The organism is Trichococcus sp. K1Tr (assembly GCF_028309625.1).
In the GTDB taxonomy this organism is placed as follows: domain Bacteria; phylum Bacillota; class Bacilli; order Lactobacillales; family Aerococcaceae; genus Trichococcus.
On sequence record NZ_JAQMHR010000003.1, the window covers coordinates 113,060 to 137,709 of the forward strand.

The window sequence follows — 24,650 nt, forward strand, 5'->3', positions numbered from 1 at the left end:
TTAGGAGGGGAATCATTCATGGCGAAAGAAAGTCTGACCGAAGCCCAAGAGCGCATCGAGACGTTGAAGACGCTCCTCAACCGCTATAGTTACGAGTATTATGTACTGGACAAGCCCAGTATTTCCGATAAAGAATATGACCAGCAGTATCAAGAACTGGAAAAATTGGAAAAAGCCCATCCGGAGCTGATCACCACGGACTCACCGACGCAACGCATCGGCGGTACCATCCTGCCCGGCTTCACAAAGGTGCAGCACGATTCACCGATGTTGAGCTTGGGGAATGCCTTCAATCAGGAAGACTTGCTGCAGTTCCATCAACGCATCAGCAAACTGACCGACCAGCCCTTGCAGTACATCTGTGAGCTGAAGATCGACGGTTTGGCCGTGTCATTGAAGTACGAAAACGGTTTGTTCATCCAAGGTGCGACGCGTGGGGACGGAAACACCGGCGAAGACATCACGCAGAACCTGCGGACGGTCAAATCTATCCCGTTGCGCCTGAATGAACCGCTGACTTTCGAAGTCCGCGGCGAATGTTACATGCCGAAAGCCTCATTCGTCCAATTGAATGCGGACCGCGATGAGAAAGGCCTGGAGATTTTTGCGAATCCGCGCAACGCCGCTGCCGGCAGTCTGCGTCAACTGGACTCCAGCATTGCAGCAAGCCGCAACCTGAATATCTATCTGTACAGCGCCACAAATTTCGAACAATTGGCTGTGGAGACGCAGGATGCGCTGCTGAACCGATTGGCTCAGGTCGGCCTGCGGACCAATCCGGAACGCAGACTTTTCGATTCGATCGAAGAAGTCTGGGCATTCACGGAAGAAATCGCAGCGAAAAGAAAAGAATTGCCTTACGAAATCGACGGCATCGTCATCAAAGTCAATGCCTTCGCTGCCCAAGAAGAAATTGGCTATACGGTAAAAGCGCCGCGGTGGGCAATCGCCTACAAATTCAAGGCGGAAGAAGCCGAAACGATCGTACGTGACATCGAATGGACAGTCGGCCGTACCGGTGTCGTGACACCGACAGCCGTAATGGATCCCGTATTTTTGGCCGGTTCCACTGTGCAGCGCGCCAGTCTGCATAACGTCGATCTCGTCCGCGAGAAGGATGTGCGCATCGGTGACACGGTCGTGATCCATAAGGCAGGCGACATCATCCCGGAAATCCAGCATGTCCTTATCGATCGCAGAGATCCGGAAAGTGAACCCTATGTCATTCCTGAGGTGTGCCCGGCCTGCGCTAGCCACTTGGTGCATTTGGAGGATGAAGTAGCTTTGCGCTGCATCAATCCGAAGTGCCCTGCCCAAATTAAAGAAGGCTTGTCCCACTTCGTTTCGCGCAATGCGATGAATATCAGCGGTCTGGGTGTTCGCGTCGTCAGCCAAATGTTCGAAAAGGGGCTCGTCAAAGACGTAGCCGACCTGTATAAACTGACTGAAGAAGATCTTTACCAATTGGATAAAATCAAAGAAAAGTCTGCCCATAATATTGTGACCGCCATCGATCAGAGCCGGGAGAACTCAGTCGAACGTCTGCTGTTCGGTTTGGGCATCCGCCATGTTGGATCGAAGGCTGCAGCCAGCCTGGCAGCGGAATTCGAAACCATCGAACGCCTGATGCAGGCAACGAAAGAAGAAATCATGGCCGTCGAAGGCATGGGTGACATCATCGCGGACAGCGTCGTGGCCTACTTCCAATTGCCTGAAGTGAAGGATCTGATTGAAGAATTCCGAGCGAACGGCGTGAATCTGACCTACCTGGGCAAGAAAAAGGCTGAGGTGGCCGCTGTAGATTCCATCTGGAACGGTAAAACAGTTGTATTGACGGGCAAACTGACACACTATAACCGAACCGAAGCGACGGAAATGATCGAGGCACTCGGCGGAAAAGTGACAGGCAGTGTCTCCAAAAAAACCGACTGGATCGTCGCCGGAGAAGAAGCCGGCAGTAAATTGGCAAAAGCCCAATCTTTGGGCATCCCTGTCTGGACAGAAGAAGATATGGTGAAAAACTTGGAAAGAAGTGACAGCAGTGAATAAAGCGAAAAGCGTCATCCTTATGACTGTCTCCGGAGCAGCGATGTTCCTGTTGGCCAGTTGCGGACAGCTTTCAGAGACGCAAACTACGGAGAATACAACCAATACCGGCCCTGAAAAAGTGACTGTCCAAACGACTCAGAATCAGTTGTCGACCGATTATTACCCGGCCTTGATTGTGGACGGCAAGTACCAATTCAGCCAGAATCGCGGCGTCAGCCTTTCGCTGAACTCGACAGCCAACATCAAAGACTTTGAGGCGGATCTGTTGGATGTAGCAAAAAATATTTTTCCGACTGACCAATACTTTTTTCAGGAAGGCCAAGTCATCGATTACGATACGACAAGGTTATGGTTGGGTCGTTACAGCGAATCCAATCCGGACGGTTTGAATCCGACCGATAACGGCAGCACCGATGCGGCAACCAGAGAGCCGATTTATCTGGAGCAGATTTTGGAACAGGACTATATGATCCAAAATGAAAATGGCTTCGAATTGGCCGGGATGGCCATCGGACTGGCGATGAATTCGATCGACTATTACAAAGTGAACGACGTACCGATGGAACAAGCCATTTCCCGCGATAAACTGGAAGAACAGGCAAAAGCCTATGCAGATACGATTATTACGCGTTTGCGCCAGACCGAGGGATTGGAAAGCATTCCGATCGTCATCGGAATTTATGAACAATCGGCGCAGGATAGCCCGGTCGGCGGCGTCTATCTGTTCGAAGGCGTCTCCACGGAAGGGAATGCGATCGGTGAATGGATCACCCGCAATGAAAGCAAAGTTGTTTTCCCGTTGCAGAGCGGAACGCAGACGGAAGAATCTTCTAATTTTGACAACTTCAAAAATGAAGTGCAGGATTTCTTCCCGAATCTGAACGGTATCGTCGGTGAAGGGAAATATGTCGATGGACAATTGCTTTCGCTCGAGATCGACATCACAACGCAGTTCTACGGGGAAACGGAAATCATCGCCTTCACCCAGCACGTAACGGATGCGGCAGGGCGTTTCCTGCCCCAAAACATTCCCGTTGAGATCACGGTTGAATCAATTAACGGCATCGAATCGTTCCTGACAAGAGAAAACGACAGCCAGGGCTTCAGTTACCATATCTTTGATTAGTGGACAGTTTTCCATAATCAGGGCTGAACGAACCCGTTCCGCTTTTCTTGTTTTCAGAAAGTGCTGGAAACGTGAGAAAACTCCCACAAACCGATGATTTTTATGCTAAAATGAACAGGTATGTAAAAAAACGATGACTACACAAAACGACAGAAAGAAGGGTATTACATGGCAATCACTGAAGAGCAAGTGCGTCACGTAGCAAAACTGGCCAAGCTGGAATTCGCTCCTCACGAAATTAAACATTTTACAGAACAATTGGGCGACATCATCGACATGGTGGAACAATTGGAAGCAGTCGATACAACAGACGTACCCGTGACTTCCCATGGCTATGCATTGAAGAATGTCATGCGTGAAGATGTAGCGGAACCAGGAACGGATCGTGACCTCTTATTCAAAAACGTCAAAACAGCCGAAGACGGCATGATCCAAGTGCCGGCAATTTTAGATAACGAGGTGGAAGGCGCATGAGTATTTTCAATGAAACGCTGACGAGCCTGCATGAAGGTTTAGTCAACAAAGAATTCTCCTCCGTGGAACTGACACAAGCAGCCTTCAAACGCATCGCTGAAACAGACGGAAAAGTGGAAGCATTCTTGGCTTTGAACGAAGAAGGTGCCTTGAAACAAGCGCAAGCTGCTGACGAAAAAGGCTACGCGGACGGCAATGTCCTGAACGGTATTCCTTTAGGGATCAAAGACAACATCGTCACTGAAGGCGTGACAACGACAGCGGCGAGCCGCATGTTGGGTGATTTCATGCCGATCTACGATGCAACAGTCGTCACTAAATTGAAGGAAGCCGGCGCAGTCAATGTCGGTAAACTGAACATGGACGAATTTGCCATGGGCGGAAGCACGGAAAATTCTTACTACAAAAAAACCAAAAATGCTTGGGATCTGACGAAAGTTCCCGGCGGTTCATCCGGTGGATCCGCTGCTGCGGTTGCCAGCGGTGAAGTTATCGCTTCCTTGGGTTCAGACACAGGCGGAAGTATCCGTCAGCCGGCTGCCTTCAACGGCATCGTCGGCATGAAACCGACATACGGCCGCGTATCCCGTTACGGCTTGATCGCTTTTGCTTCCAGCCTTGACCAAATCGGTCCGATGACACGCAACGTAACCGATAACGCCTTGTTGTTGGAAGCAATCAGCGGCTACGATAAGAGAGATTCCACGAGCTTGAACATGGAAGTGCCGAAATTCAGCGCCAACCTGAACGGAAAAGTGGCAGGGATGAAGATTGCTTTGCCGAAAGAATATTTCCAAGAGGGCGTATCCGCTGAAATCCAAGAGGCTGTAAGAAAAGCAGCTGCCCAATTCGAAGAAATGGGCGCTACCGTGGAAGAAGTCAGCATGCCGACTTTGGCTTACGGAATCCCTGCTTACTACATCATCGCTTCTTCGGAAGCTTCATCCAACCTGCAACGTTTTGATGGCGTGCGCTACGGCTACCGCGCTGAAAACGTGAACTCATTGGATGAATTGTACATCAAGAGCCGTTCCGAAGGTTTCGGGATGGAAGTGAAACGCCGCATCATGTTGGGATCCTTCTCATTGAGTGCCGGTTTCTATGATGCTTACTTCAAAAAGGCTGGTCAGGTCCGCACGCTGATCAAACGCGATTTTGCGAACATCTTCGCAGGCTACGATCTGATTCTGGGACCTACCACTACAACGACTGCTTTCGGAATCGGCGAAAAGAACGACGATCCATTGGCTATGTACATGGACGACTTGTTGACCGTAACGATCAACTTGGCTGGCGTTCCGGCCATTTCCGTTCCTGGCGGCTTCGCGGCTGACGGCATGCCGATCGGTATCCAATTGATCGGTAACTATTTCGAAGAAGCAAAAATCTATCAAGCCGCGTTTGCGTTGGAACAAGCAAACGACTATCTTGACCAACACCCAAACCTGTAGGAGGAAAACATCATGAATTATGAAACAGTCATCGGACTGGAAGTCCATGTGGAATTGAAAACTGAATCAAAAATGTTCTCCCCATCTCCAGCACACTTTGGGGCAGAACCGAACACAAACACAAACGTCATCGACTGGGGTTACCCAGGCGTCTTGCCTGTCATCAACAAAGGCGCAGTTGAATTCTGCATGAAGGCCGCTTTGGCTTTGAACTGCGAAATCTCTACTGAAACGCACTTCGACCGCAAAAACTACTTCTATCCGGACAATCCAAAAGCGTACCAAATTTCGCAATTGGACAACCCGATCGGCCATGACGGCTGGGTCGAAATCGAAGTGGAAGGCGTCAAGAAAAAGATCCGCATCGAACGTGTCCATCTTGAAGAAGATGCCGGCAAAAACATGCACGGATCGGACGGCTATTCTTATGTCGACTTGAACCGTCAAGGAACGCCATTGATCGAAATCGTATCGGAAGCGGATATGCGCTCTCCTGAAGAAGCTTATGCTTACCTGGATGCCGTCCGCCAAATCATCATGTACACAGACGTATCCGATGTGAAGATGGAAGAAGGCTCCATGCGTTGCGATGCCAACATCTCCATCCGCCCATTCGGCCAAGAAAAATTCGGAACGAAGACAGAATTGAAGAACTTGAACTCCTTCAACTTCGTCCGCAGAGGCTTGGCTCATGAAGAAAAACGCCAAGCGCAAGTATTGAATGCTGGCGGGGTCATCCAACAAGAAACACGCCGTTTCGATGAAACAAATGGCGAAACGATCCTGATGCGCGTCAAAGAAGGCGAAAGTGACTACCGTTACTTCCCGGAACCGGACCTGCCAGGCTTAACCATTTCCCAAGAATGGATCGACCGCGTAAAAGCAAGTATTCCGGAAATGCCAGCAAAACGCCGCGCAAGATACATTTCGGAATACGAGCTGCCTGAGTACGATGCAATGGTATTGACCCTTTCGAAAGAAATGTCTGACTTCTTCGAAGGCGCTATCGCTGCCGGTGCCGATGCCAAATTGGCTTCCAACTGGTTGATGGGCGAAGTTTCCGCTTATCTGAACAGCGAAAAAGTGGAACTGGCTGACACAAAACTGACGCCAGCTAACCTTGCCGGCATGATCACATTGATCGAAGACGGCACCATCAGCACGAAGATCGCCAAGAAAGTCTTCCGCCTGTTGGCAACAAAAGGCGGCGACGCCAAATCCGTCGTTGAAGCAGAAGGCCTGATCCAAATGAGCGATCCAGCCCAATTGTTGCCGATCATCAACGCCGTTTTGGACAACAGCCAACAATCCGTTGACGACTTCAAAGCCGGAAAAGACCGCGCCAAAGGCTTCCTCGTAGGCCAAATCATGAAACAAACCAAAGGCCAAGCCAACCCAGGCATGGTCAACCAACTACTAGCGCAGGAATTAGAAAAAAGATAGAGCGAGATGAAAAGCGTTTAGATACCCGGACGTTGGAGCAAATAACGAAGTGAACCTCTTTTGTTCACTACGTAAGGATGCACTGTGACCGTACCGGTCAAGTGTATCATGTCTCTAAGCGATTGAAATCGCAAGAGCCATGACAAAACGGGAGCGGTATCTGCTTTTCAGAACGCGTTTGCGATAGGATACGATGAATTGCGGGTAGGGGGCGAGTACTAACGAGATTTAGGAACAACCAGCCCGGGTTTGGCTAGATGGGCCTAAATAGCGTTAGACGGAACCCCCTGCAATTCAGAGTTCGACTAATAGGATGTGGATGCACTGTGACCGTACCGGTCAAGTGTATCATGTCTCTAAGCGATTGAAATCGCAAGAGCCATGACAATTCGCGGGTAGAGTTCGAGCACTAAGAGGACAAACACAAAGCGGACGTTTTTTGTCCGCGTGTGATTGTCAACTTAGGCGGAGAACTCTGCGAATCAGAACTCAACTAAGATAGAGCGAGATTCAGAACGCGTCTGCGTTGAACACATTCCAGCCAACTTCCTTCCGGAGGTTGGCTATTTTTTCTGAATAAATTAAGTCTCAAAAAAATCGCAATAAACCTATCTTTTTCCAGTTCAGCAATTAGTATTATTATGATTTTGGTGATATAATCATTAATTGAGTGGTTTGACAAGAAAAGATGAATTGTGACCTATATAACAGATGAGCCTAGAAAGATGAGGAAAAGAATGAGAGCAAGAGTAATTTACAATCCTACTTCCGGAAGAGAAATGCTGAAAAAAAGCATGATTGACATCCTTCAAATATTGGAAGAAGCAGGCTATGAGGCCAGTGCTTATGCCACGACACCAGAACCGCTTTCCGCAACCAAAGAAGCGGAACGTGCCGCTTTGGCCGGATTCGACCTGATTGTTGCAGCAGGCGGAGACGGTACCGTAAACGAAGTCGTCAACGGCATCGCCGGATTGGACCACAGACCGACAGTCGGCATCATACCTGCAGGGACAACAAATGACTATGCCCGTGCTTTGAAGATTCCGCGCTCAAATATGTTGGATGCAGCCCGCGTCATCGCGGCGGGTAATGCCATACCGATGGATATTGGTCAATCGAATGATACTTATTTCATTAACATCGCAGCAGGCGGCTATCTGACAGATTTGACCTACGACGTCCCGGCCAAACTGAAAACCATTTTTGGCTACCTTGCCTATCTGGTGAAAGGCGCTGAAAAAATCCCGCAGCTCAAACCGATGCACATGCGCATCGAGTATGAAGACGGCGTATACGACGGCATGGCTTCCATGTTTTTCGTAGCCTTGACCAACTCGGTAGGCGGCTTTGAGACGATCGATCCGAACATCGTTTTGGGGGATGGCAAATTCACGCTTTTTGTCGTGAAGACAGCGAACATCTTCGAAATTCTGCAACTGTTGGCCCAAGTGTTGAACGGGGGCAGACATCTCGAAAATTCGAACGTCCTCTATACACATACTAGCTTTGTGAAAGCAGAATCCATGGATGGTTCGCGTTTGATGATCAACTTGGATGGGGAGTACGGCGGTGATGCACCGACTACATTCACTAACCACCAGCAGCACATCAAAATCATCGGCAACACTTCCGATTACGCTGATCCAATTGAAGAAGTCGATGAAGGCATTCTGGAAGGTGCCGGCACAGGCTTCATGAAGGAAGTTGAAACCCTGCATCCGGATGAAGTGAACGACAAACGTTTGCCTTACGACGGCAAGAACTAACGACTGAAAATAGAAAAAATGCCCGGTCTCTCGGTGTTATGACGAGAGGTATAGGGCATTTTTTGATATACTGGAAAAAGAAGCATTCATTCAAAAGGGGACCTGCCGTATGCCGAAAAAACAGAAGAAATTTTTGTCCTTATTATTTTTGAGCGGACTGCTGATGCTGCTTGTGGCCTGCGGGAAAACAGCAAATTCCCCGATCGTGGCCATCGCAAATGAATCGGAATACGAAGAAGTGGTCGCGAAGGATGTGACCTACCTCTATTTTGGCTTCGATGATTGCCCCTACTGCAAGGAATTCCGTCCGATACTGGAAAAGGAATTGACGCAAACGGGAGAGACTGCTTATTACTACAACACGAAAAAGCGCGTCAACGATGCCAACTATGATGAGGTGCTGGATACCTACGGCGTCGAGTTTGTTCCGCTCTTGGTCAGGCTGGAGAATGGGAAAGCGGTCGGGTCCGTCAATCTGGACACCGCTGCGGACCTGCCGGCATTATTGGCGTCAGAGTAGCAGGCGAGGATGTCCGATAACTACAAAGAATCGGACAACCGAGAAGCAAGAATGCCCGAGAATGTCCGATAACTATAAAGAATCGGACAACCAACAGCCAAGACTGTCTGAACTTGTCCGATAACCGCAAAAAATCGGACAACCGGCAAGCGAGACCACCCGAACTTGTCCGATAACCATAAAGAATGGGCTGCCCCCAAAAAAATGGAGCAGCCCATTCGCATTATTTCCACACTAATTGCCAAGTAACACCGAATTGGTCGGTAACCCAAGCTACCGCGCGCAATTCGCCGACTGCTTCAGGTCCCATCATCACAACGCCATCTGCGGATAAGGAATCAAAGTAGTTATCGAAGCTGGCTTCATCTTCGCAGTCCACGTAGAGAGAAACGGCCCAAGTCATATCCGGCAAAAAATCCTCCTCCATATCCATCGCCATGAAATCCTGTCCGTTCAGCACAAACTGCTCATTGATTACGCGGCCGCCTTCCCCATGTTCGTCCTCATCGATCTTGGTGAGGGAGGTCACGCTGGAATTTGGAAAAATGGAAACATAAAAGTGCATCGCTGCTTCTGCAGTCCCCGGTAACGTCAAAAAGGGAACAATCCGTTGTCCGCTCATTTTATCATCCTCGCTTTCTTCCTGTACCCATCAGCAACTGGTCTGTATACTTCCATTATACTGAATAAGGTTGGAACTTCCTATCGATAAGAAGCGCCGCATCAGGCGATATTATGAGAATGTACTTATTTTTTCCAAACAAATGGGCTTGCTGTATCGAGACCACTTCTTTTTTGGTATAATGAATCAGAATGAAAAATTATGAACTGAGGAGCACATATGAAAAAACAATATACGGTAGCACCGGTAATAAAAAATGAGAAGATGACTGTAACATTTGAGGACTTAACGTCAGAAGGTATGGGTGTCGCAAAAGTTGAGGGTTATCCATTATTTGTAGCGGATGGACTACCGGGTGAACGTGCCACCATCAAAGTGACAAAAGTCGGCAAATCGTTTGGATTCGCCCGCATTGAGGAAAGATTGAGCAGTTCTCCTGACCGTATCCCGACACGCGATGTTAAAGGAACACGCGTTGGTACAATGCCATTGCAGAACTTGCGTTACTCTGCCCAATTGGCATTCAAAAAGAACAACGTCGAACAAGTGATGAAACGCATTGCCAAAATGCCTGAAGTCGAAGTCAAACCGACAATCGGCATGGAAAATCCTTGGGGTTACCGCAACAAAGCACAGATCCCGGTACGTCAAAAAGACGGCAAATTGGTTACCGGATTCTTCCGCACCAACACACATGAATTGATCCCGATGGAAAACTTCCAGATCCAGGATCCAAAAATCGATGAAGCCATCGTAAAAGTCCGTGACATTCTGCAAGAATTCAACGTGAAAGCATACGACGAGAAAAAACATACCGGAAATATCCGTCACATCATGATCCGCCGCGGTTATTACACAGGTGAAATGATGGTTGTCTTGGTGACGCGTACGGCGAAATTGTTCCCGCAAAGCAAAATCATTCCGGCTATTTTGGAAGCTTTACCGGAAGTGGTCAGCATCGTCCAAAACGTGAACCCGAAGCAAAACAATGTCATCCTAGGTGACGAAACGATCGTATTGCACGGTGAAGATGTCTACCACGACAAATTGATGGGCCATACATTCGCTATCTCTTCCCGTTCATTCTATCAAGTGAACCCGATTCAAACGGAAAAACTTTATAAATTGGCGATCGAAGCTGCACAATTGACAGGCGAAGAAACCGTCATCGATGCCTATTGCGGAATCGGAACGATCTCCCTGTCATTGGCTGAAAAAGCGAAACACGTTTATGCGATGGAAGTTGTTCCTGATGCCGTGAAGATGGCTGAAATGAATGCTGCAGCAAACAACATCGACAACATCACCTTCGAAGTCGGTGCTGCTGAAGAAGTGATGCCGAAATGGGCTGCTGAAGGCGTCAAAGCCGATGTCTTGGTTGTCGATCCTCCACGCAAAGGCTTGGAACCGGCCTTCATCGAAGCTGCTTTGGAAATCGCTCCTGAGCGTATCGTCTACGTCAGCTGCAACCCAGCTACTATGGCACGCGACCTACAGTTATTCCACGAAGGCGGCTACAGCGTAGGCAGCATCCAACCAGTGGATCTGTTCCCGCAAACACTGCATGTTGAATCAGTAGTGGCGTTGACACGCAACAAATAAATGAAATAAAACAGAAAGCCGCAAGGTAGTCATGAATGATGACTGTTCTTGCGGCTTTTTGTGCCCTGACAGTCCATACTGGTATGATATAATCAACCTAAATGAGAACGGTTACATAACCATATTATAGGGAAGGGTTTTGACGACGGATAGGAGGGGGATCTTCTGTCCAAGTTGGAATGGCTGAATGCAAAATATTGGAGGAGTTTTATGAAAAACATTGTGATAACGGGTAGTACTCGTGGCATTGGTTTTTCTATGGCAACCGAGTTTCTGCGTGCCGGATGCAATGTCACGCTGTCCAGCAGAGGTGAAGCAATAGCGGCATCAATTCGAAAGGAGCTGTCGCCCTTTGAGGGGAAATACATCTATGTCCCCTGCGATGTCCGGGAAAAAGAAAATCTGCAGAAACTCTGGGATACTTCTGTGGTGCAGTGGGGAGAGATAGATATATGGATAAATAACGCGGGGCAAAATACGACACGCGTGTTTTCTTGGGAAACGGACGGAACATGTACCGAAAACATCATTAAGACCAATCTAATCGGTATGATATACGGCTCACAGATTGCGGCAACGGGAATGCTGAAACAGGGTCATGGTGCAATATACAGTATGGAGGGTTTAGGTTCAAACAACATGGTCCAGCCAAAAACAATATTGTACGGTACTACCAAACATGCCTTAACGTACTTCATGAGAGGGCTCGCCAAGGAACTGGAGGGTACCAATGTAATAGCTGGGCGGTTGTCCCCTGGCATGGTGCTGACTGACTTCATCACAAAAACGCCTGATGGTAAGCGGTCTGAGGTCTTCTCAGATGAGAAGTTCAGAAAGACATTCAATATATTGGCAGATAAACCGGAAACGGTTGCAAAATATTTTGTGCCGAGAATACTGAAGAACCTCAAAAACGACGCCCAGATTGCTTGGCTGACAAACCGAAAAGCGGCCTGGCGTTTTATGACTGCAGGATTCCGCAAAGACAGGCTGATATAGGGAACTGTCTCAACTTGAGCTCTTACTTTCCTAAGAAAGCATGGATCGAAACAATCGAAATAGATAGATAAGCAAAAATTTGGGCATATTGATCTGTGCGTAGTATGATGAAGTAACGAATAAATATGATGAGGAGTGCTATTATGACGGCATATGAATTACCAAAAGTATGGCAGTGGAAAGAAGAGAACTCAAATAAAGTGGGCAACCGTCCAACAGCCGGCAGTCGATTCGAACAAAAATTACCAGTCGGAGAGGCTCCGTTTCAACTCTATTCATTAGGAACACCGAATGGCATAAAAGTCACAATCATGTTCGAAGAACTGAAAGAATTAAGTGTAGCGGGTGCAGACTATGACTTGTACACTATCAACATCGGGGAAGGTGACCAGTTCGGTTCGGATTTTGTCGAGATTAATCCGAACTCCAAAATTCCGGCGCTTGTTGACCAAAGTCTAAGTCCGCGTGTGGAAATTTTTGAATCGGGATCCATTCTTCTTTACTTGGCAGAGAAATTTGGCCAACTGATCCCGACAGATATCCATGGCCGGACCGAAACCCTTAATTGGTTATTCTGGCAAATAGGGGCAGGGCCCTATGTTGGGGGAGGATTTGGTCACTTTTTCGCTTATGCTCCTGAGCCTATGCAATACCCGATTGATCGCTTCACGATGGAGACGAAACGTCAGCTGGATTTGCTCGATAAAACTTTAGCGGAGCGTCCTTATGTGGCAGGCGATACCTATACCATCGCGGATATTGCCATATGGTCTTGGTACGGTCGTTTAGCTTTAGGGAAACTATATGAAGGATCTTATGAATTTTTAAATCTGGATGAATACTCTCATCTCTTGGAATGGTCTAAGCGTATTGCAGAACGACCTGGTGTTAAAAGAGGTCTGGCAGCGGAGTATCAACCGCTTGGGGAGTAGTTTCAGAAAACGATGCGTTGACATTTAGTCCCCTAAAAATTATAATCAAATGATATTAACCAAATAGATAATCCTCTTTTTGCCACCGGGCAGAGAGTTCAAGGTGTTCAGAAACATTCCGTAGGTCTTTGAAGGAATGTTTTCGGGATACCTTTTTTATTTTTGGAAGGAGACTGTAGCATGGAAAAATCATTATTGAAGGACTTTTCGAAGTATGTCAGCCTGAATATCTTAGGTATGATCGGTGTGTCGTTCTACATTTTGGCCGACACCTACTATATTGCAAAAGCGTTAGGGGCCACCGGGATTGCGGCACTGAATTTCGCCATCCCGGTCTTCAGCATCATCCACGGTATCGGTTTGATGATCGGCATCGGCGGGGCTGCCCGTTTCGGCATCCTGAAATCCCGGAACAAACACAAAGAAGGCGAAGCGGTTTTCGTGGGGGCGCTCAAGCTAGGCATTCTTGCAGGCCTGCTGTTCGCTGCGCTCGGGTTGTTCGGATCAAGGGCATTGTCATCGGTTTTGGGTGCCGATGCGATCACATTGCCTTTGACACATCCCTATATGGCCACGATTATGGTGTTTGCGCCGTTCTTCATCCTGAACAATACGGTCCTGGCTTTCGTCCGGAACGACAATAACCCCAGACTGGCCATGCTGGCGATGCTCGGGGGCAGTGTCTCGAACGTCATCCTGGATTACATTTTCCTGTTCCCGTTCAAAATGGGGATGTTCGGTGCCGCCTTTGCGACAAGCCTTGCCCCGATCATCAGTTTGGGCATCCTCTCAATCCATTTCGCAAGAAAGAAATCCCGGCCCGCTATTTTGAAGCACAAGCTGACGCGTCCGGCGATCAAGGACATCCTCAATCTGGGATCTTCCACTTTCGTCATGGAAGTGTCCTCGGCGGTCGTGCTTACGACCTTCAATCTGTTGATTTTGGGGCTCGAGGGAAACAAAGGTGTTGCCGCCTACGGGATTGTCGCGAACATTGCCTTCGTGGCGGTCGCGATCTTCACTGGGCTGGGTCAGGGCGTGCAGCCGCTCATCAGCAAATATTATGGTCTGAAGGATCGCAATACGGTCCGGCGCGTGAACCGCTATGCATTGCTGACAGCGGGGTTCATCGCCGCCTTGATCTACCTGGGGACCTTCTTCAACTCGGAAGCGCTGATCGGTCTGTTCAACAACGAAAATGATCCGGTGATACTAAAGTTGGCTGACAGCGGAATGAAAATCTATTTTCTTGGATTTTTCTTTGTCGGAATCAATATCGTGACGGCGATGATCCTCAGCGCAACCGAAAAAGCACGCGCCGCCTTCGTTCTTTCGGTTCTGAGGGGACTGGCGGTCATCGTGCCGATGGCGATCGTATTGGGTAGCCTTTGGGGTATGACGGGCATCTGGTCGGCGTTTGTGCTTTCCGAGCTGATCGTTGCCGGATTTGCGTTCTATTTAGCGGGTGCGACCGAGAAGGGGGCCATAGCTTATGGAAATCCTGAATGAAACAGTCAAAGCAGAATCACTGAAATCCTTCCGATCAACGATCCGAAAATCCGAAAATGCATTGACCAGTATGGCCGCTAAAGGTGCCAACACGACATTGGTGGCGAAACGGCTCAAAGCTCTCCGCATCGGCTTGGCTGTGCTGGAACAAGTTTGGGATGGAAAGCCCCATCCTTACACCCACGAGGACTTGGCGGAAGCCCGCATCCTGCTTGCCGCTTTGCTGCCCTCAATTGAAGGCATCCGTGCCAAATCCAAACTAGGCAGTCCGCAGAAAACCCTTCTGGAAAGAAGGATCAAGTCGCTGGAACTGGCACTTCAGGAAATGGATGATAGTACCGATAAAGATCTCAGCTAATAAAATTTTCATAAAAAAATCCTCGAAAGTCCACATTAGACTGTTCGGGGATTTTTTTGCTAGTCGTAAAAGTTAGCAAAACTAAAGATACGTGCGATAATCTTTGTGAAACTAAAGATATTTTGCATGTAACACTTGTGGTTCGGCTCACTATATCGAAATATATTTTTCAACTGATTAATCTTCTTGAAAACAGATGGTCGTATTTCTTTTATGAGGCTTATCAAATCTAACAAAATACATTCAGACAGGAGAATGAACATGGGGAAAGTAATTTTGGGTCTGACCATTTCTTTGGATGGATTTGCGGAGGATCCTGATTGGTAGGTCGATTATGAATATCAAGTTCCGATATTTGTGTTTACCGATAAGGCTCCGGAAAAACATCCGAAAGAATCAGATAAGGTAACCATTACGTTTGTCACGACCGGCGTCGCTGATGCAATCCTCCAAGCCAAAGCGGCAGCGGGTGAAAAAGATGTGAACATCATAGGCAGCGCACTGACCACACCGCTCTGTTTAAAAACCGGTTTGGTCGATGAATTGCAAGTGGATATCGTGCCCTGGTTTTTACGGACCGGATTTCGACCATTTGAGAATCTTGATAATAATGATGTCAAACTGGAAAGAATTCATTTGATTGGACTCCCTGCTGGCAGAACGCACATCAGTTATAAAATTATCTAAGGCCATTCTGTAGTTTCATAGGCTCTATTTCGAACCTCTAAATTATTTTTGAAAAACGTTTGACTTAGTGTTCAGGTGAAGTCGTAGAATGTAAACAGTAAGTCGCTCCAGCTAAAAAACTGCACGTACCGATGAAAATCAAATGTACCTCTTAACGATAAAGTAGGAGAAATGTGCAATTGTTCTCGTATGCCTCATGGGAATACCGACAATACAAGCGTGAATCTCGTGAAAACGTCACCAGTTGTATAACAGGTGATACAGAATTGCCGTTGTAACTATAACAGGTATATCCCTTTATAAAAGCTTTTTTATCTTTTTTTATGATATAAAGGCATATCTGTTATAAAATCATTCGTGATGGTGTATAATGTGAATATAAAAACAAACTTCTAAAATATGGAGGAATTAGTTTATGAATAATGCGTGGCGTGGTTTTAAAGGTTCTCAATGGCAAAACGGTATTGACGTCCAAGAATTCATCAAAGATAACTACACAGAATATGTTGGCGATGACAGTTTCCTGGAAGGTCCTACGGAAGCAACAAGTGAATTGTGGCAAGCAATCGTAGAACTCAAAAAGCAAGAAATCGCTAATGGCGGGGTTTTGGATGCAGACACTTCTGTTATCAGTACAATAACTTCTCATCCGGCTGGTTATATCAACAAAGATTTAGAAAAAATCGTTGGTTTACAGACAGAAAAACCATTGAAACGCGGGTTGAACGTTTATGGTGGTATCCGTATGGCAGAAACCGCATTAAAATCTTATGGTTATGAACTTGATCCTGAATTGGATGAATTTTTCACAGAACACCGTAAAACGCATAACCAAGGTGTCTTTGATGCTTACGATGATGACATTCGCATGGCTAGACGCAATAAGATCGTTACGGGATTACCCGATGCTTACGGTCGCGGACGAATCATTCCAGACTTCAGACGTATCGCATTGTATGGTGTTGATTATTTGAAGAAACAAAAACTAAACGATTGGAACGCCTTGCAGGCAAAAACGTATACAGAAGAAGACATTCGTTTGCGCGAAGAAGTTTCAACGCAATATCGTGCATTAGGCAAACTGATCGAATTAGGAAAAATTTATGGCTTCGATATCAGCAGACCGGCAGCAAATGCACAAGAAGCAGTACAATGGGTTTACCTCGGGTTCTTGGCTATGGTTAAAGAAGACAATGGTGCTGCACAAGGTTTAGGGCGTATTGCAGAATTCCTGGATATCTATATCGAGCGTGATCTCCAAGAAGGCACTTTGACTGAAAAAGAAGCGCAAGAATTGATTGACCACTTGGTAATGAAAGTTCGTATCGTTCGTCAACTAAGAACGCCTGAATACGAAGCTTTGTTTGCAGGAGATCCAACTTGGGCAACATTGACATTTGCAGGTATGCTTGATGACAACAATTCATTGGTGACAAAAAATACATTCAGATTCTTGCAAACACTCTATAATATGGGTAACGCACCAGAACCTAATATGACTTTGATGTGGAATGAAAAACTTCCTAAAGGATTCAAGGATTTCTGTGCAAAAGTAAGTATTGATACAAGTGCTATCCAATATGAGAATGACGATGTTATGCGTCACTATTATGGAAGTAATGACGTTTCAATCGCTTGCTGCGTAAGCCCGACAGCAGGAGATACGGGTAGTTCTATCCAATTCTTCGGTGCCAGAGCGTCCCTTCCTAAAATCCTGACGTATGCCGTTACAGGTGGTTACGATGAGAAAAACAGAAGTAAAGTTATCGATGGCCTAGAACCGATTACAGATGAATACTTGGACTATGACACACTGATGGAAAAAATCGATGCTGTTATGGATTGGGTAGCGACAACTTATGTTAGAGCATTGAATATCATCCACTACATGCACGATAAATATGCATACGAAGCTGTTCAATTTGGTTTGCTGGATACAAAACTACACAGAATGATGGCTACTGGTATTGCTGGTATCGGATTGGCAACTGACTCAATGAGTGCTGTTAAATATTCTAAGGTCCGTGTCGTTCGTGACGAAGAGGGCTTCCCGATCGACTATGTCGTTGAAGGCAATCAGTTCCCAACATTCGGTAATAACGAAAAAGCAGCAGACGAAATTGCTGACATGCTGATCAAGAAATTTGTCGGCAAGTTGAAAGCTCAACCTACTTACCGTAATGCTGAAATCACAACTTCTATTTTGACAATTACTTCAAATATCGTTTACGGAAAAGCAACAGGTGCGCTATTCAGTGGACAAGATGCGAAGTACAAAGGCTACAGAGAAGCATTCACGCCATTGTCTCCAGGAGCTAACCCAAGCTACAGCAGCCCTTACAAAGGTGCGCTGGCAGCGTTGAAATCAGTAAGTACGATTGATTTTGAAGACGTTAAAGATGGTTCTTCCTATACATGGGCAGTTCATCCGAAAGCTTTAGGAAAAGAACGTGACGTTCAAGTAGAGAACTTATCGATGCTATTGGACGGATACTTTGGAAAAGATGGCGGACATCACTTAAACGTTAACGTATTTTCTAAGGAAGGCCTAGAAGAAATGTTGAGAAATCCAGAGAACTATCCACAAGCTACCATCCGTGTATCTGGATATGCGTTGGAGTTAGCAAAAGCAACGAAAGAACAAATTTCAGACTTGCTGGAACGCGTTGTTCATGGTTCATTCTAATTAAACACAATCAGGTTAGAGGTATATGCCTCTAACCTTTTTTGTCGTTCTGAATCAGGGCTCGGAATAGCGTTGTTTCCTGAACGAAACGTTCGCAGAGGATGAAAATATCATTCCCTTCCTTGCGAATGCGAGCGACATAGAGCGGTCTGAAATCAATCTGCGTGGTTGAGGTTATTGAGGATTCCAAATTATATTTTTCAAACGATACCATTAGAAAGAGATTAATTTCACAAAAAAATAGAAATACCGGTAAAATAACATACAAATAGTGATATAATATTTTTGTTGAAAAAGAGATTCCTCTTATTTGAAGGTTTTTGACTTTGAAAAGGGATTATCCGGAAACTTGTGATAAAATTCTCAACAGGTGACCGATGATTTACTTCAAGCGAAAAGCTGTTTAAAATTTATTAAAGGTTTAGGTCTCTTTATCAATAAAAAATTTATCATTTGGAGGAAATAATGAAATAACGAAAAAAGGAGAAACAATTTTAGGGTTTATTGCTATCATACTTCTTTTAGCGCTAGGTAAGACCCAGCTGGCGTCGGACATGTTGTTTTTCAGACTTGTAATCGGAGCGGGACTAGGCTATTCGCTTTCCAGAGCCTATACAGGCTTCGCGGGTAGCGTGAACCGTGCTTACAAGACAGGATCGACCAAGCTTATGCGTACACTGATGTTCATGTTCTTCATCTCATCCGTTGTGACAGCAGCGTTGCTTTTCAAGGGAGATGTGACGACATTCGGACTTTGGATCAATCCAATCAACCTTGGTCTGATTTTGGGAGGTCTTCTATTCGGATTCGGCATGAGCTTCTCATCCTGCTGTGCATCGGGTGTGCTGACAGACCTCATCACCGGTCTGCCAAGAGCTTTTGTCACTTTGATATTCTTCGGGATGGGCGTGTTTTTGGGCTTCCCGTTGCAGAATACCGCGAGCATTGTCAAAGAATCTTGGTTCACTTCGGCTACCGGAGCGAACTTCAGCCAGGGTGTCTTTTTACCGGATCTTTTCCAATGGGACGGCTTGGGCGGTTATTTGGGTGCTGTGGTCCTGACAGGAATCTTTGCACTCATCGTTATTGTCATTTCTTACAAATTTGAGCAGAAGCGAAAGAACGAAAATACTTACGTTGGGGTTTCAGCAGAAAAAATGCAGGAAGAAGAGGCTCCCTTCGATTCCAAGAACTTCGCGCTACTCAGCGAAGCCACATACGACAGAATGTTCGTGAAACCTTGGACACTTACGCAAGGTGCTGTGGCGATCACGTTGCTGTATACTTTGCTTATGGGTGTCACGCGTTCCGGATGGGGCGCATCAACACCTTACGGTCTCTGGTTTGGTAAGTTCCTGATGATGTTTGGCGTTTCTGCGGATTCCCTGGCATCCTTTGCCAAAATGAAACCGGATGGATTCATCCAGCCATTTTTCGAGAATCCTGTATCCGTGCAAAACTTTGGGATACTGCTTGGTACAATCATCTACCTTTTGACAGCGGGCAAGTTTGTCCAGACTTTCATGTCAGAATTGAAGATCAGCTTCAAAGAAGTATTGCTATTCGCCATGGGCGGATTGGCGATGGGGATCGGAACCCGATTGGCCAACGGTTGTAACGTGGGCGCCCTTTACACACCAATCGCGAACTTCTCTCTGTCCGGTTGGATCTTCCTCATCGTCATGGTCATCGGCGGTTGGGTCGGAAATACGCTGGGCAAGAAAATCAACAGCTAAGTAAAAATGCTAAGCTAACCTGCATCACGCATCACGTTTTGAGATAGCTTAAGGAAATGTCCTTGTCAATTGGTACAAGACGGACTGACCAACAAACCCTAAAAGAGGCAGTGAGTCTCTTTTAGGGTTTGTTTTTGTTTTGAGGATATCTGATTAGGGTCATGGGCTTTATCTTGGGACACTGTAAGCAGATGGTTGGTTAATGTATCCAAATGATGCTATAATACTACTGTATACGCTGCGCCGAATTAGATTTCTGCCGATCCGCTTGCGGATCGGCATGCGCCGGCAAAAGAAACGAAAGGGTGACTTCATGCTCGATTATCGCTACCAGACCTTCTTGGTCTTGGCTGATCATTTAAACTACACAAAAGCTGCATCGGTTCTTTCCCTATCGCAGCCGACTGTCACAAAACATATTCAGTTTTTGGAGAACGATCTGGGGATTAAACTATTCCAGTACCAAGATCGTAATCTTAAATTGACGAGAAAAGGAGAATTGCTGCGGGAGCGTTTGGTTCTGATCAATCGACAGATCAATGACTTATTGCGCACATTGACAACGTATTCGGAGCGTCCAGACTTTACGATCGGTGTCAGCCGAACAATCGGGGAGTATTATATACCCAACCATACGTCTTTGTTTGGAAAGGAACAAAGTATCCAATGGCATCTCTTAGTTGAAAATACGCAACAACTGTCTGCATTCCTTTATCAGAAAAAAATAGATTTTGCGCTTATATCTGGTCCCGTGAAAAGTAAAGAGTTCGAAAAGCTTCCGTTTTTTGAGGATGAAATCCTTCTCGTATGTGCACCGGAACATCCTTTTAGCGGAAAAGTTGTGGAATATGATCGACTCAGTGAGCAGCACCTGTTTTTGCGTGAAGAAGGCTCAGGGGTTAGCGATACGGTGGAAAAGTATCTGCACCAAGAGAATCATTCCCTGAATACATTCCATAGAGTCAGCCGTATCGGGAATATCCAACTATTGAAGAGCTACATAAAAAATAATGATGGCATCGGTTTTTTGTACCATTTATCGGTCGAAGAAGAATTGAAGGAAGGCTCCTTGTCCACGATTACGATCAAGAATTTCAGCTTGAAGCAACCGTATTATCTTACTTACTTGAAGCAGAGCCAAAAACAAAGGGATATCGATGCTGTTTTGACTACGTTTTTTGCAACAAGCTAGTCGATCAAAATAATATTTGGAAAACTGCAATCGGACAATCTGCTGGGGATGGGATGCACGACTGTCTCCAACAGAGATTAATGGTTATTTCACAATTACATTGTGAAACTATTCCTTTTTGTAATGCTAGTATTCTATATCTTCATTTCACAACCACACCGACAAACTATATAATAGATAGTGTAAGTAAGGTTGTTCGGCACGGTGAACGACGCATCCATCATTTTTTTGCGATTACATGTGAATGGGTGAGCGATTGGTTGTGTGGAATAACATTATCGATTATAGGATTAGGGAGGAAATAATATGGAACTATCGCAAGCGACGACAAAAAAGCAATCTTTCTTGCAACCGATTATCGGTGTTGCACTTATTTTGGGGTTAGTTTTCTTTGCGGGCTATTTAGGCGGTCTGAAAGATAATTTACCGCTTTATTTATTCGCCGGAGCAGTTCTGGGCTACATTTTGACGCGTGCCCGGTTCGGCTTCGCTGGTGGAATCAAAAGGATTTATATGCGTGGAGAAGGAAGTTTGTCTAAAGCTTTGATTGTCTTGCTTTTGGTTACCGCTTTCGTCATCATGGGAATCCAATGGAAGGCTGCTGCTGATGGCGCAATGCCTGCTTACTTGGCTACGGAAGGCCAAGCAATCATTCCCGGAACCACAAATGTTTACTTTACAAACCTGGCTACTGTCGTTGGGGGATTTATCTTTGGTGTAGGGATGATGTTGGCGGGAGGTTGCGGTTCGGGCACGTTGGCTGACTTCGGTGAAGGTTCCGGTCGTGCGCTGATTGCATTTATCTTTTTTGTTCTTGGCGCCGCCCCAGGGCACTATGCTCGTGAAGTGTTTGACGAAACGACACTTGGACAAATCGGTTACCAAATGCACCTCCCACAACTGTTTGGCTATTTCGGAGCTTTTCTGATCACGGTCATCCTGTTGGCAAGCATGTATTGGATTGTCGTCCGGTATGAGAATATGCGCAAGCGGGAAGGTACTTACATGGATCCGAAAGGGGACTATGAAGATTTCGAATTACCACTTGAAAACCAGGAGAAAGCGTCTTTCTTCAGTTACCAAACCTACCATAAATTGTTTGTTGAGCGTTGGAGCTTCACTGTAGGGGCATTGACATTGGCGCTTGCTGCGTTGTTCGTATTAGTGACGACGGGGGAAAACTGGGGTGTATCCACGGCTCTTGTGACATGGAACGTAGCATTGTTCCAATCACTGGGATTTGAATTCCCTGCTGAATACTTCCAATCGCATATCGATAAAGTGAACGCCGGCTTATTGAGTGACGGAGGGACGATTCGGAACATCGGCTTGTTCTTTGGTTGTACGATAAGTTTCTTGTTGGCGAACCGTTTCAAGTTCGATTTTGATTTCAACGCAAAAGATGCCTTTTACTTCGCATTAGGTGGCTTGATGCTAGGCTTTGGTTCCCGTCTTGGATTAGGATGTAATATCGGAGCAATGTATGCTGCAATTTCCAGCTTCTCATTCTCAGGCTGGGTCTTCTTAATTTCGATGACAATTGGCGGTATCATTGGTATGAAAGCATTTGCTGGGAAAGTATGTATTCTCCCGCACAGAATCGGAAAGAAATAGGCAACACTTGATCGGCACATAACGTGAACCATGCATAAAAACATATAAAAAATTATTAGGAGGCCTTTTCTATGGGTAAAAAAGTATTGATCGTCGGTGGAGTTGCTGGAGGCGCTTCAGTCGCTGCACGGGTAAGACGTTTGGATGAATCAGCTGAAATCGTGATGTTCGAAAGAGGACCGTACGTCTCTTTCTCGAACTGCTGCATTCCGTTCCACATCAGTGGGGATATCGAAGAATCAGACAGTCTGGTATTGATGACACCGCCGGAATTCGATAAGCAATACAACATCGATGCACGTGTCTACAATGAAGTGGTGGCCATAAATCAGGAAGAAAAGACCGTATCCGTAAAAAATGTGCAGACAGGCGAATCATACGAAGAGGCTTATGATGTCTTATTCCTTGCGCCGGGTGCAAATGCGGTTCGTCCGCGTTCCATCGCCGGGATCGATTCCAAGCATGTGTTCGTCATGAAGACGGTTCCGGACGTGGCTTCCCTGACGGCCTATGCCAAGGCCAACGAAGTCAAAGATGTGGCTGTCGTGGGCGGTGGCTATATCGGCCTTGAAGTCGCGGAGAACCTGAAATACGCTGGCTACAATGTATCGTTGATCGAAGCGCAAGATCAAGTGATGGCACCGATGGATTATGATATGGTCCAAATCATCAACCGCGAAATCATGAAAAATGGTGTGGATCTGATTTTGAAAGACAGCGTCCAAGCGATTGGTTCGGATGAAGTGACACTGGCTTCAGGCCGTACCGTCAAAGCGCAAGCCGTTGTAATGGCGATTGGAGTGACGCCGGAAAATGCGTTGGCTAAACAGGCTGGATTGGACTTGGGTGTCGCCGGCTCCATCAAAGTGAACCATCACTATCAAACAAGCAATCCACATATTTATGCCGTTGGGGATGCAATTGAAACATCTTGCTTCTTTACGGGGCAAAAAATGCAATTGACGCTTGCCGGTCCCGCGCAACGTCAAGCACGCGCTGCCGCTGATCATGTATATGGCCGGACTTATCTCAACACAGGCGTTATCGGGTCTTCTAGCATGAAGATGTTCGGATTGAACACCGCTAATACTGGCCTTAACGAGAAGCAATGCCAAGCGCGCGGCATCGACTACGATTTTGCCTATGTTATCCCGAAAGACAAGGTCAGCATCATGCCCGATGCGGAAAACTTGTTTTTTAAATTGATCTTTGCAGTGCCATCAGGAAAAATCCTGGGAGCGCAAGCAGTCGGACGCGGAAATGTTGATAAACGGATCGATGTCATCGCTACGGCAATCATGTTGAATGCTAATCTTGAGGACTTGAAAGAGTTGGAATTGAGCTATTCCCCGCACTTCTCCACAGCCAAGGATGTCGTGAACCATGCCGTTCTGGTCGGATTGAATATTTTGAATGGCGAATTCAAAAAAGTGCCGGTAAGCAAAGTGCGTGAATTGGTTGAAAGCGGCGCGATGATCATCGATGCACGCGAAGAACATGAATATCAAAAGAGCCATGTAAAAGGCGCAGTCAATATCCCGTTGAGCCAATTCCGCGCAAGGCTGGATGAGATTCCTAAAGATCAGCCGGTTTATGTTCACTGCCGTTCCAGCCAACGCAGCTATAACATGGTGCGTGCGCTTGGACAATTAGGCTTTGAGAACATCTACAACATAGACGGTTCCTTCTTGGGTATTTCCGAATACGAGTACTTTAACGACGTCACTTTGAATCGCGACCCAATCGTGACAGAATATAACTTCAATTAATACAAATCAATACAAACAAGACAGCAACAGGCTGTAATAGAATAGCCCGGATCAAGCGAGGAGAAATCTATTTCTGCTCGCTTGATTGTTATTGTCCGGAATAAAGTTTATC

The 24,650-nt window shown here is 46.4% G+C and carries 19 protein-coding genes; 18 read left to right on the forward strand and 1 reads right to left on the reverse strand.

Annotated elements, in window-relative coordinates:
• The first annotated feature begins 18 nt into the window (after positions 1–18).
• From ligA to PH235_RS06955, 7 genes are all read left to right on the forward strand, one after another.
• Positions 19–2,049: an NAD-dependent DNA ligase LigA gene (gene ligA, locus PH235_RS06925; RefSeq protein WP_272161634.1), complete on the forward strand. Its 2,031-nt coding sequence runs from the start codon at positions 19–21 to the stop codon at positions 2,047–2,049.
• Complete coding sequence (locus tag PH235_RS06930; protein WP_272161635.1) at positions 2,042–3,175, forward strand: CamS family sex pheromone protein; 1,134 nt, start codon at positions 2,042–2,044, stop codon at positions 3,173–3,175. The genes ligA and PH235_RS06930 overlap by 8 nt, the downstream gene beginning before the upstream one ends.
• A gap of 168 nt (positions 3,176–3,343) precedes the next feature.
• The gene (gene gatC / locus PH235_RS06935; RefSeq protein WP_068620989.1) at positions 3,344–3,649 is read left to right on the forward strand and encodes an Asp-tRNA(Asn)/Glu-tRNA(Gln) amidotransferase subunit GatC; all 306 of its coding nucleotides are present in this window, start codon (positions 3,344–3,346) and stop codon (positions 3,647–3,649) included.
• Positions 3,646–5,100, forward strand: coding sequence for an Asp-tRNA(Asn)/Glu-tRNA(Gln) amidotransferase subunit GatA (gene gatA, locus PH235_RS06940; protein WP_272161636.1), 1,455 nt, complete (start codon positions 3,646–3,648; stop codon positions 5,098–5,100). The genes gatC and gatA overlap by 4 nt, the downstream gene beginning before the upstream one ends.
• A 12-nt stretch (positions 5,101–5,112) precedes the next feature.
• Complete coding sequence (gene gatB / locus PH235_RS06945; protein WP_068560868.1) at positions 5,113–6,543, forward strand: Asp-tRNA(Asn)/Glu-tRNA(Gln) amidotransferase subunit GatB; 1,431 nt, start codon at positions 5,113–5,115, stop codon at positions 6,541–6,543.
• Positions 6,544–7,280: 737 nt separating this feature from the next.
• Positions 7,281–8,312: a diacylglycerol kinase gene (locus PH235_RS06950; protein ID WP_272161637.1), complete on the forward strand. Its 1,032-nt coding sequence runs from the start codon at positions 7,281–7,283 to the stop codon at positions 8,310–8,312.
• Positions 8,313–8,421: 109 nt separating this feature from the next.
• A complete protein-coding gene (locus PH235_RS06955; RefSeq protein WP_272161638.1) occupies positions 8,422–8,832 on the forward strand; it encodes a thioredoxin domain-containing protein in 411 nt (136 codons plus the stop codon).
• Positions 8,833–9,055: 223 nt separating this feature from the next.
• Here PH235_RS06955 and PH235_RS06960 read toward each other — a convergent pair whose 3' ends face one another.
• Positions 9,056–9,454, reverse strand: a complete 399-nt coding sequence (locus PH235_RS06960) for a VOC family protein (RefSeq protein ID WP_068560863.1) — start codon at positions 9,452–9,454, stop codon at positions 9,056–9,058.
• Between the two features lie 219 nt (positions 9,455–9,673).
• Between PH235_RS06960 and rlmD the strand changes: the two genes are divergently transcribed.
• The 11 genes from rlmD to PH235_RS07015 all read left to right on the forward strand — a co-directional run bounded on the left by rlmD (position 9,674) and on the right by PH235_RS07015 (position 24,538).
• A complete protein-coding gene (gene rlmD, locus PH235_RS06965; RefSeq protein ID WP_272161639.1) occupies positions 9,674–11,056 on the forward strand; it encodes a 23S rRNA (uracil(1939)-C(5))-methyltransferase RlmD in 1,383 nt (460 codons plus the stop codon).
• Positions 11,057–11,266: 210 nt separating this feature from the next.
• Positions 11,267–12,055, forward strand: a complete 789-nt coding sequence (locus PH235_RS06970; RefSeq protein WP_272161640.1) for an SDR family NAD(P)-dependent oxidoreductase — start codon at positions 11,267–11,269, stop codon at positions 12,053–12,055.
• 143 nt (positions 12,056–12,198) lie between these two features.
• Positions 12,199–12,987 carry a glutathione-dependent disulfide-bond oxidoreductase gene (yghU, locus tag PH235_RS06975; protein ID WP_272161641.1) on the forward strand — a complete coding sequence of 263 codons (789 nt, stop codon included), beginning with the start codon at positions 12,199–12,201 and terminating at the stop codon, positions 12,985–12,987.
• 180 nt (positions 12,988–13,167) lie between these two features.
• On the forward strand, positions 13,168–14,496 hold the full coding sequence (locus PH235_RS06980) for an MATE family efflux transporter (protein ID WP_140186821.1): 1,329 nt from the start codon (positions 13,168–13,170) through the stop codon (positions 14,494–14,496).
• Complete coding sequence (locus PH235_RS06985; RefSeq protein WP_086628657.1) at positions 14,480–14,854, forward strand: hypothetical protein; 375 nt, start codon at positions 14,480–14,482, stop codon at positions 14,852–14,854. Before PH235_RS06980 ends, PH235_RS06985 begins: the two co-directional genes overlap by 17 nt.
• 357 nt (positions 14,855–15,211) lie before the next feature.
• Positions 15,212–15,541 (forward strand): hypothetical protein, encoded by a 330-nt coding sequence (locus PH235_RS06990; protein ID WP_272161642.1) that lies wholly within the window; start codon positions 15,212–15,214, stop codon positions 15,539–15,541.
• A 415-nt stretch (positions 15,542–15,956) separates the two neighbouring features.
• Positions 15,957–18,227, forward strand: coding sequence for a formate C-acetyltransferase (gene pflB, locus PH235_RS06995; RefSeq protein WP_272161643.1), 2,271 nt, complete (start codon positions 15,957–15,959; stop codon positions 18,225–18,227).
• Positions 18,228–18,781: 554 nt separating this feature from the next.
• Positions 18,782–19,963, forward strand: coding sequence for a YeeE/YedE family protein (locus PH235_RS07000; RefSeq protein ID WP_272161644.1), 1,182 nt, complete (start codon positions 18,782–18,784; stop codon positions 19,961–19,963).
• A gap of 202 nt (positions 19,964–20,165) precedes the next feature.
• A complete protein-coding gene (locus tag PH235_RS07005; protein WP_272161645.1) occupies positions 20,166–21,155 on the forward strand; it encodes a LysR family transcriptional regulator in 990 nt (329 codons plus the stop codon).
• Between the two features lie 306 nt (positions 21,156–21,461).
• Complete coding sequence (locus tag PH235_RS07010; protein ID WP_272161646.1) at positions 21,462–22,769, forward strand: YeeE/YedE family protein; 1,308 nt, start codon at positions 21,462–21,464, stop codon at positions 22,767–22,769.
• Between the two features lie 71 nt (positions 22,770–22,840).
• On the forward strand, positions 22,841–24,538 hold the full coding sequence (locus tag PH235_RS07015; RefSeq protein ID WP_272161647.1) for an FAD-dependent oxidoreductase: 1,698 nt from the start codon (positions 22,841–22,843) through the stop codon (positions 24,536–24,538).
• Positions 24,539–24,650 lie beyond the last annotated feature (112 nt).

Bases quoted from the DNA above. Each gene is read 5' to 3' on its own strand.
- ligA (WP_272161634.1), top strand. From the start codon at position 19: ATGGCGAAAGAAAGTCTGACCGAAGCCCAAGAGCGCATCGAGACGTTG.
- gatC (WP_068620989.1), top strand. From the start codon at position 3,344: ATGGCAATCACTGAAGAGCAAGTGCGTCACGTAGCAAAACTGGCCAAG.
- gatA (WP_272161636.1), top strand. From the start codon at position 3,646: ATGAGTATTTTCAATGAAACGCTGACGAGCCTGCATGAAGGTTTAGTC.
- gatB (WP_068560868.1), top strand. From the start codon at position 5,113: ATGAATTATGAAACAGTCATCGGACTGGAAGTCCATGTGGAATTGAAA.
- PH235_RS06950 (WP_272161637.1), top strand. From the start codon at position 7,281: ATGAGAGCAAGAGTAATTTACAATCCTACTTCCGGAAGAGAAATGCTG.
- PH235_RS06955 (WP_272161638.1), top strand. From the start codon at position 8,422: ATGCCGAAAAAACAGAAGAAATTTTTGTCCTTATTATTTTTGAGCGGA.
- PH235_RS06960 (WP_068560863.1), bottom strand. From the start codon at position 9,454: ATGAGCGGACAACGGATTGTTCCCTTTTTGACGTTACCGGGGACTGCA.
- rlmD (WP_272161639.1), top strand. From the start codon at position 9,674: ATGAAAAAACAATATACGGTAGCACCGGTAATAAAAAATGAGAAGATG.
- PH235_RS06970 (WP_272161640.1), top strand. From the start codon at position 11,267: ATGAAAAACATTGTGATAACGGGTAGTACTCGTGGCATTGGTTTTTCT.
- yghU (WP_272161641.1), top strand. From the start codon at position 12,199: ATGACGGCATATGAATTACCAAAAGTATGGCAGTGGAAAGAAGAGAAC.
- PH235_RS06980 (WP_140186821.1), top strand. From the start codon at position 13,168: ATGGAAAAATCATTATTGAAGGACTTTTCGAAGTATGTCAGCCTGAAT.
- PH235_RS06985 (WP_086628657.1), top strand. From the start codon at position 14,480: ATGGAAATCCTGAATGAAACAGTCAAAGCAGAATCACTGAAATCCTTC.
- pflB (WP_272161643.1), top strand. From the start codon at position 15,957: ATGAATAATGCGTGGCGTGGTTTTAAAGGTTCTCAATGGCAAAACGGT.
- PH235_RS07000 (WP_272161644.1), top strand. From the start codon at position 18,782: ATGTTGTTTTTCAGACTTGTAATCGGAGCGGGACTAGGCTATTCGCTT.
- PH235_RS07005 (WP_272161645.1), top strand. From the start codon at position 20,166: ATGTATCCAAATGATGCTATAATACTACTGTATACGCTGCGCCGAATT.
- PH235_RS07010 (WP_272161646.1), top strand. From the start codon at position 21,462: ATGGAACTATCGCAAGCGACGACAAAAAAGCAATCTTTCTTGCAACCG.
- PH235_RS07015 (WP_272161647.1), top strand. From the start codon at position 22,841: ATGGGTAAAAAAGTATTGATCGTCGGTGGAGTTGCTGGAGGCGCTTCA.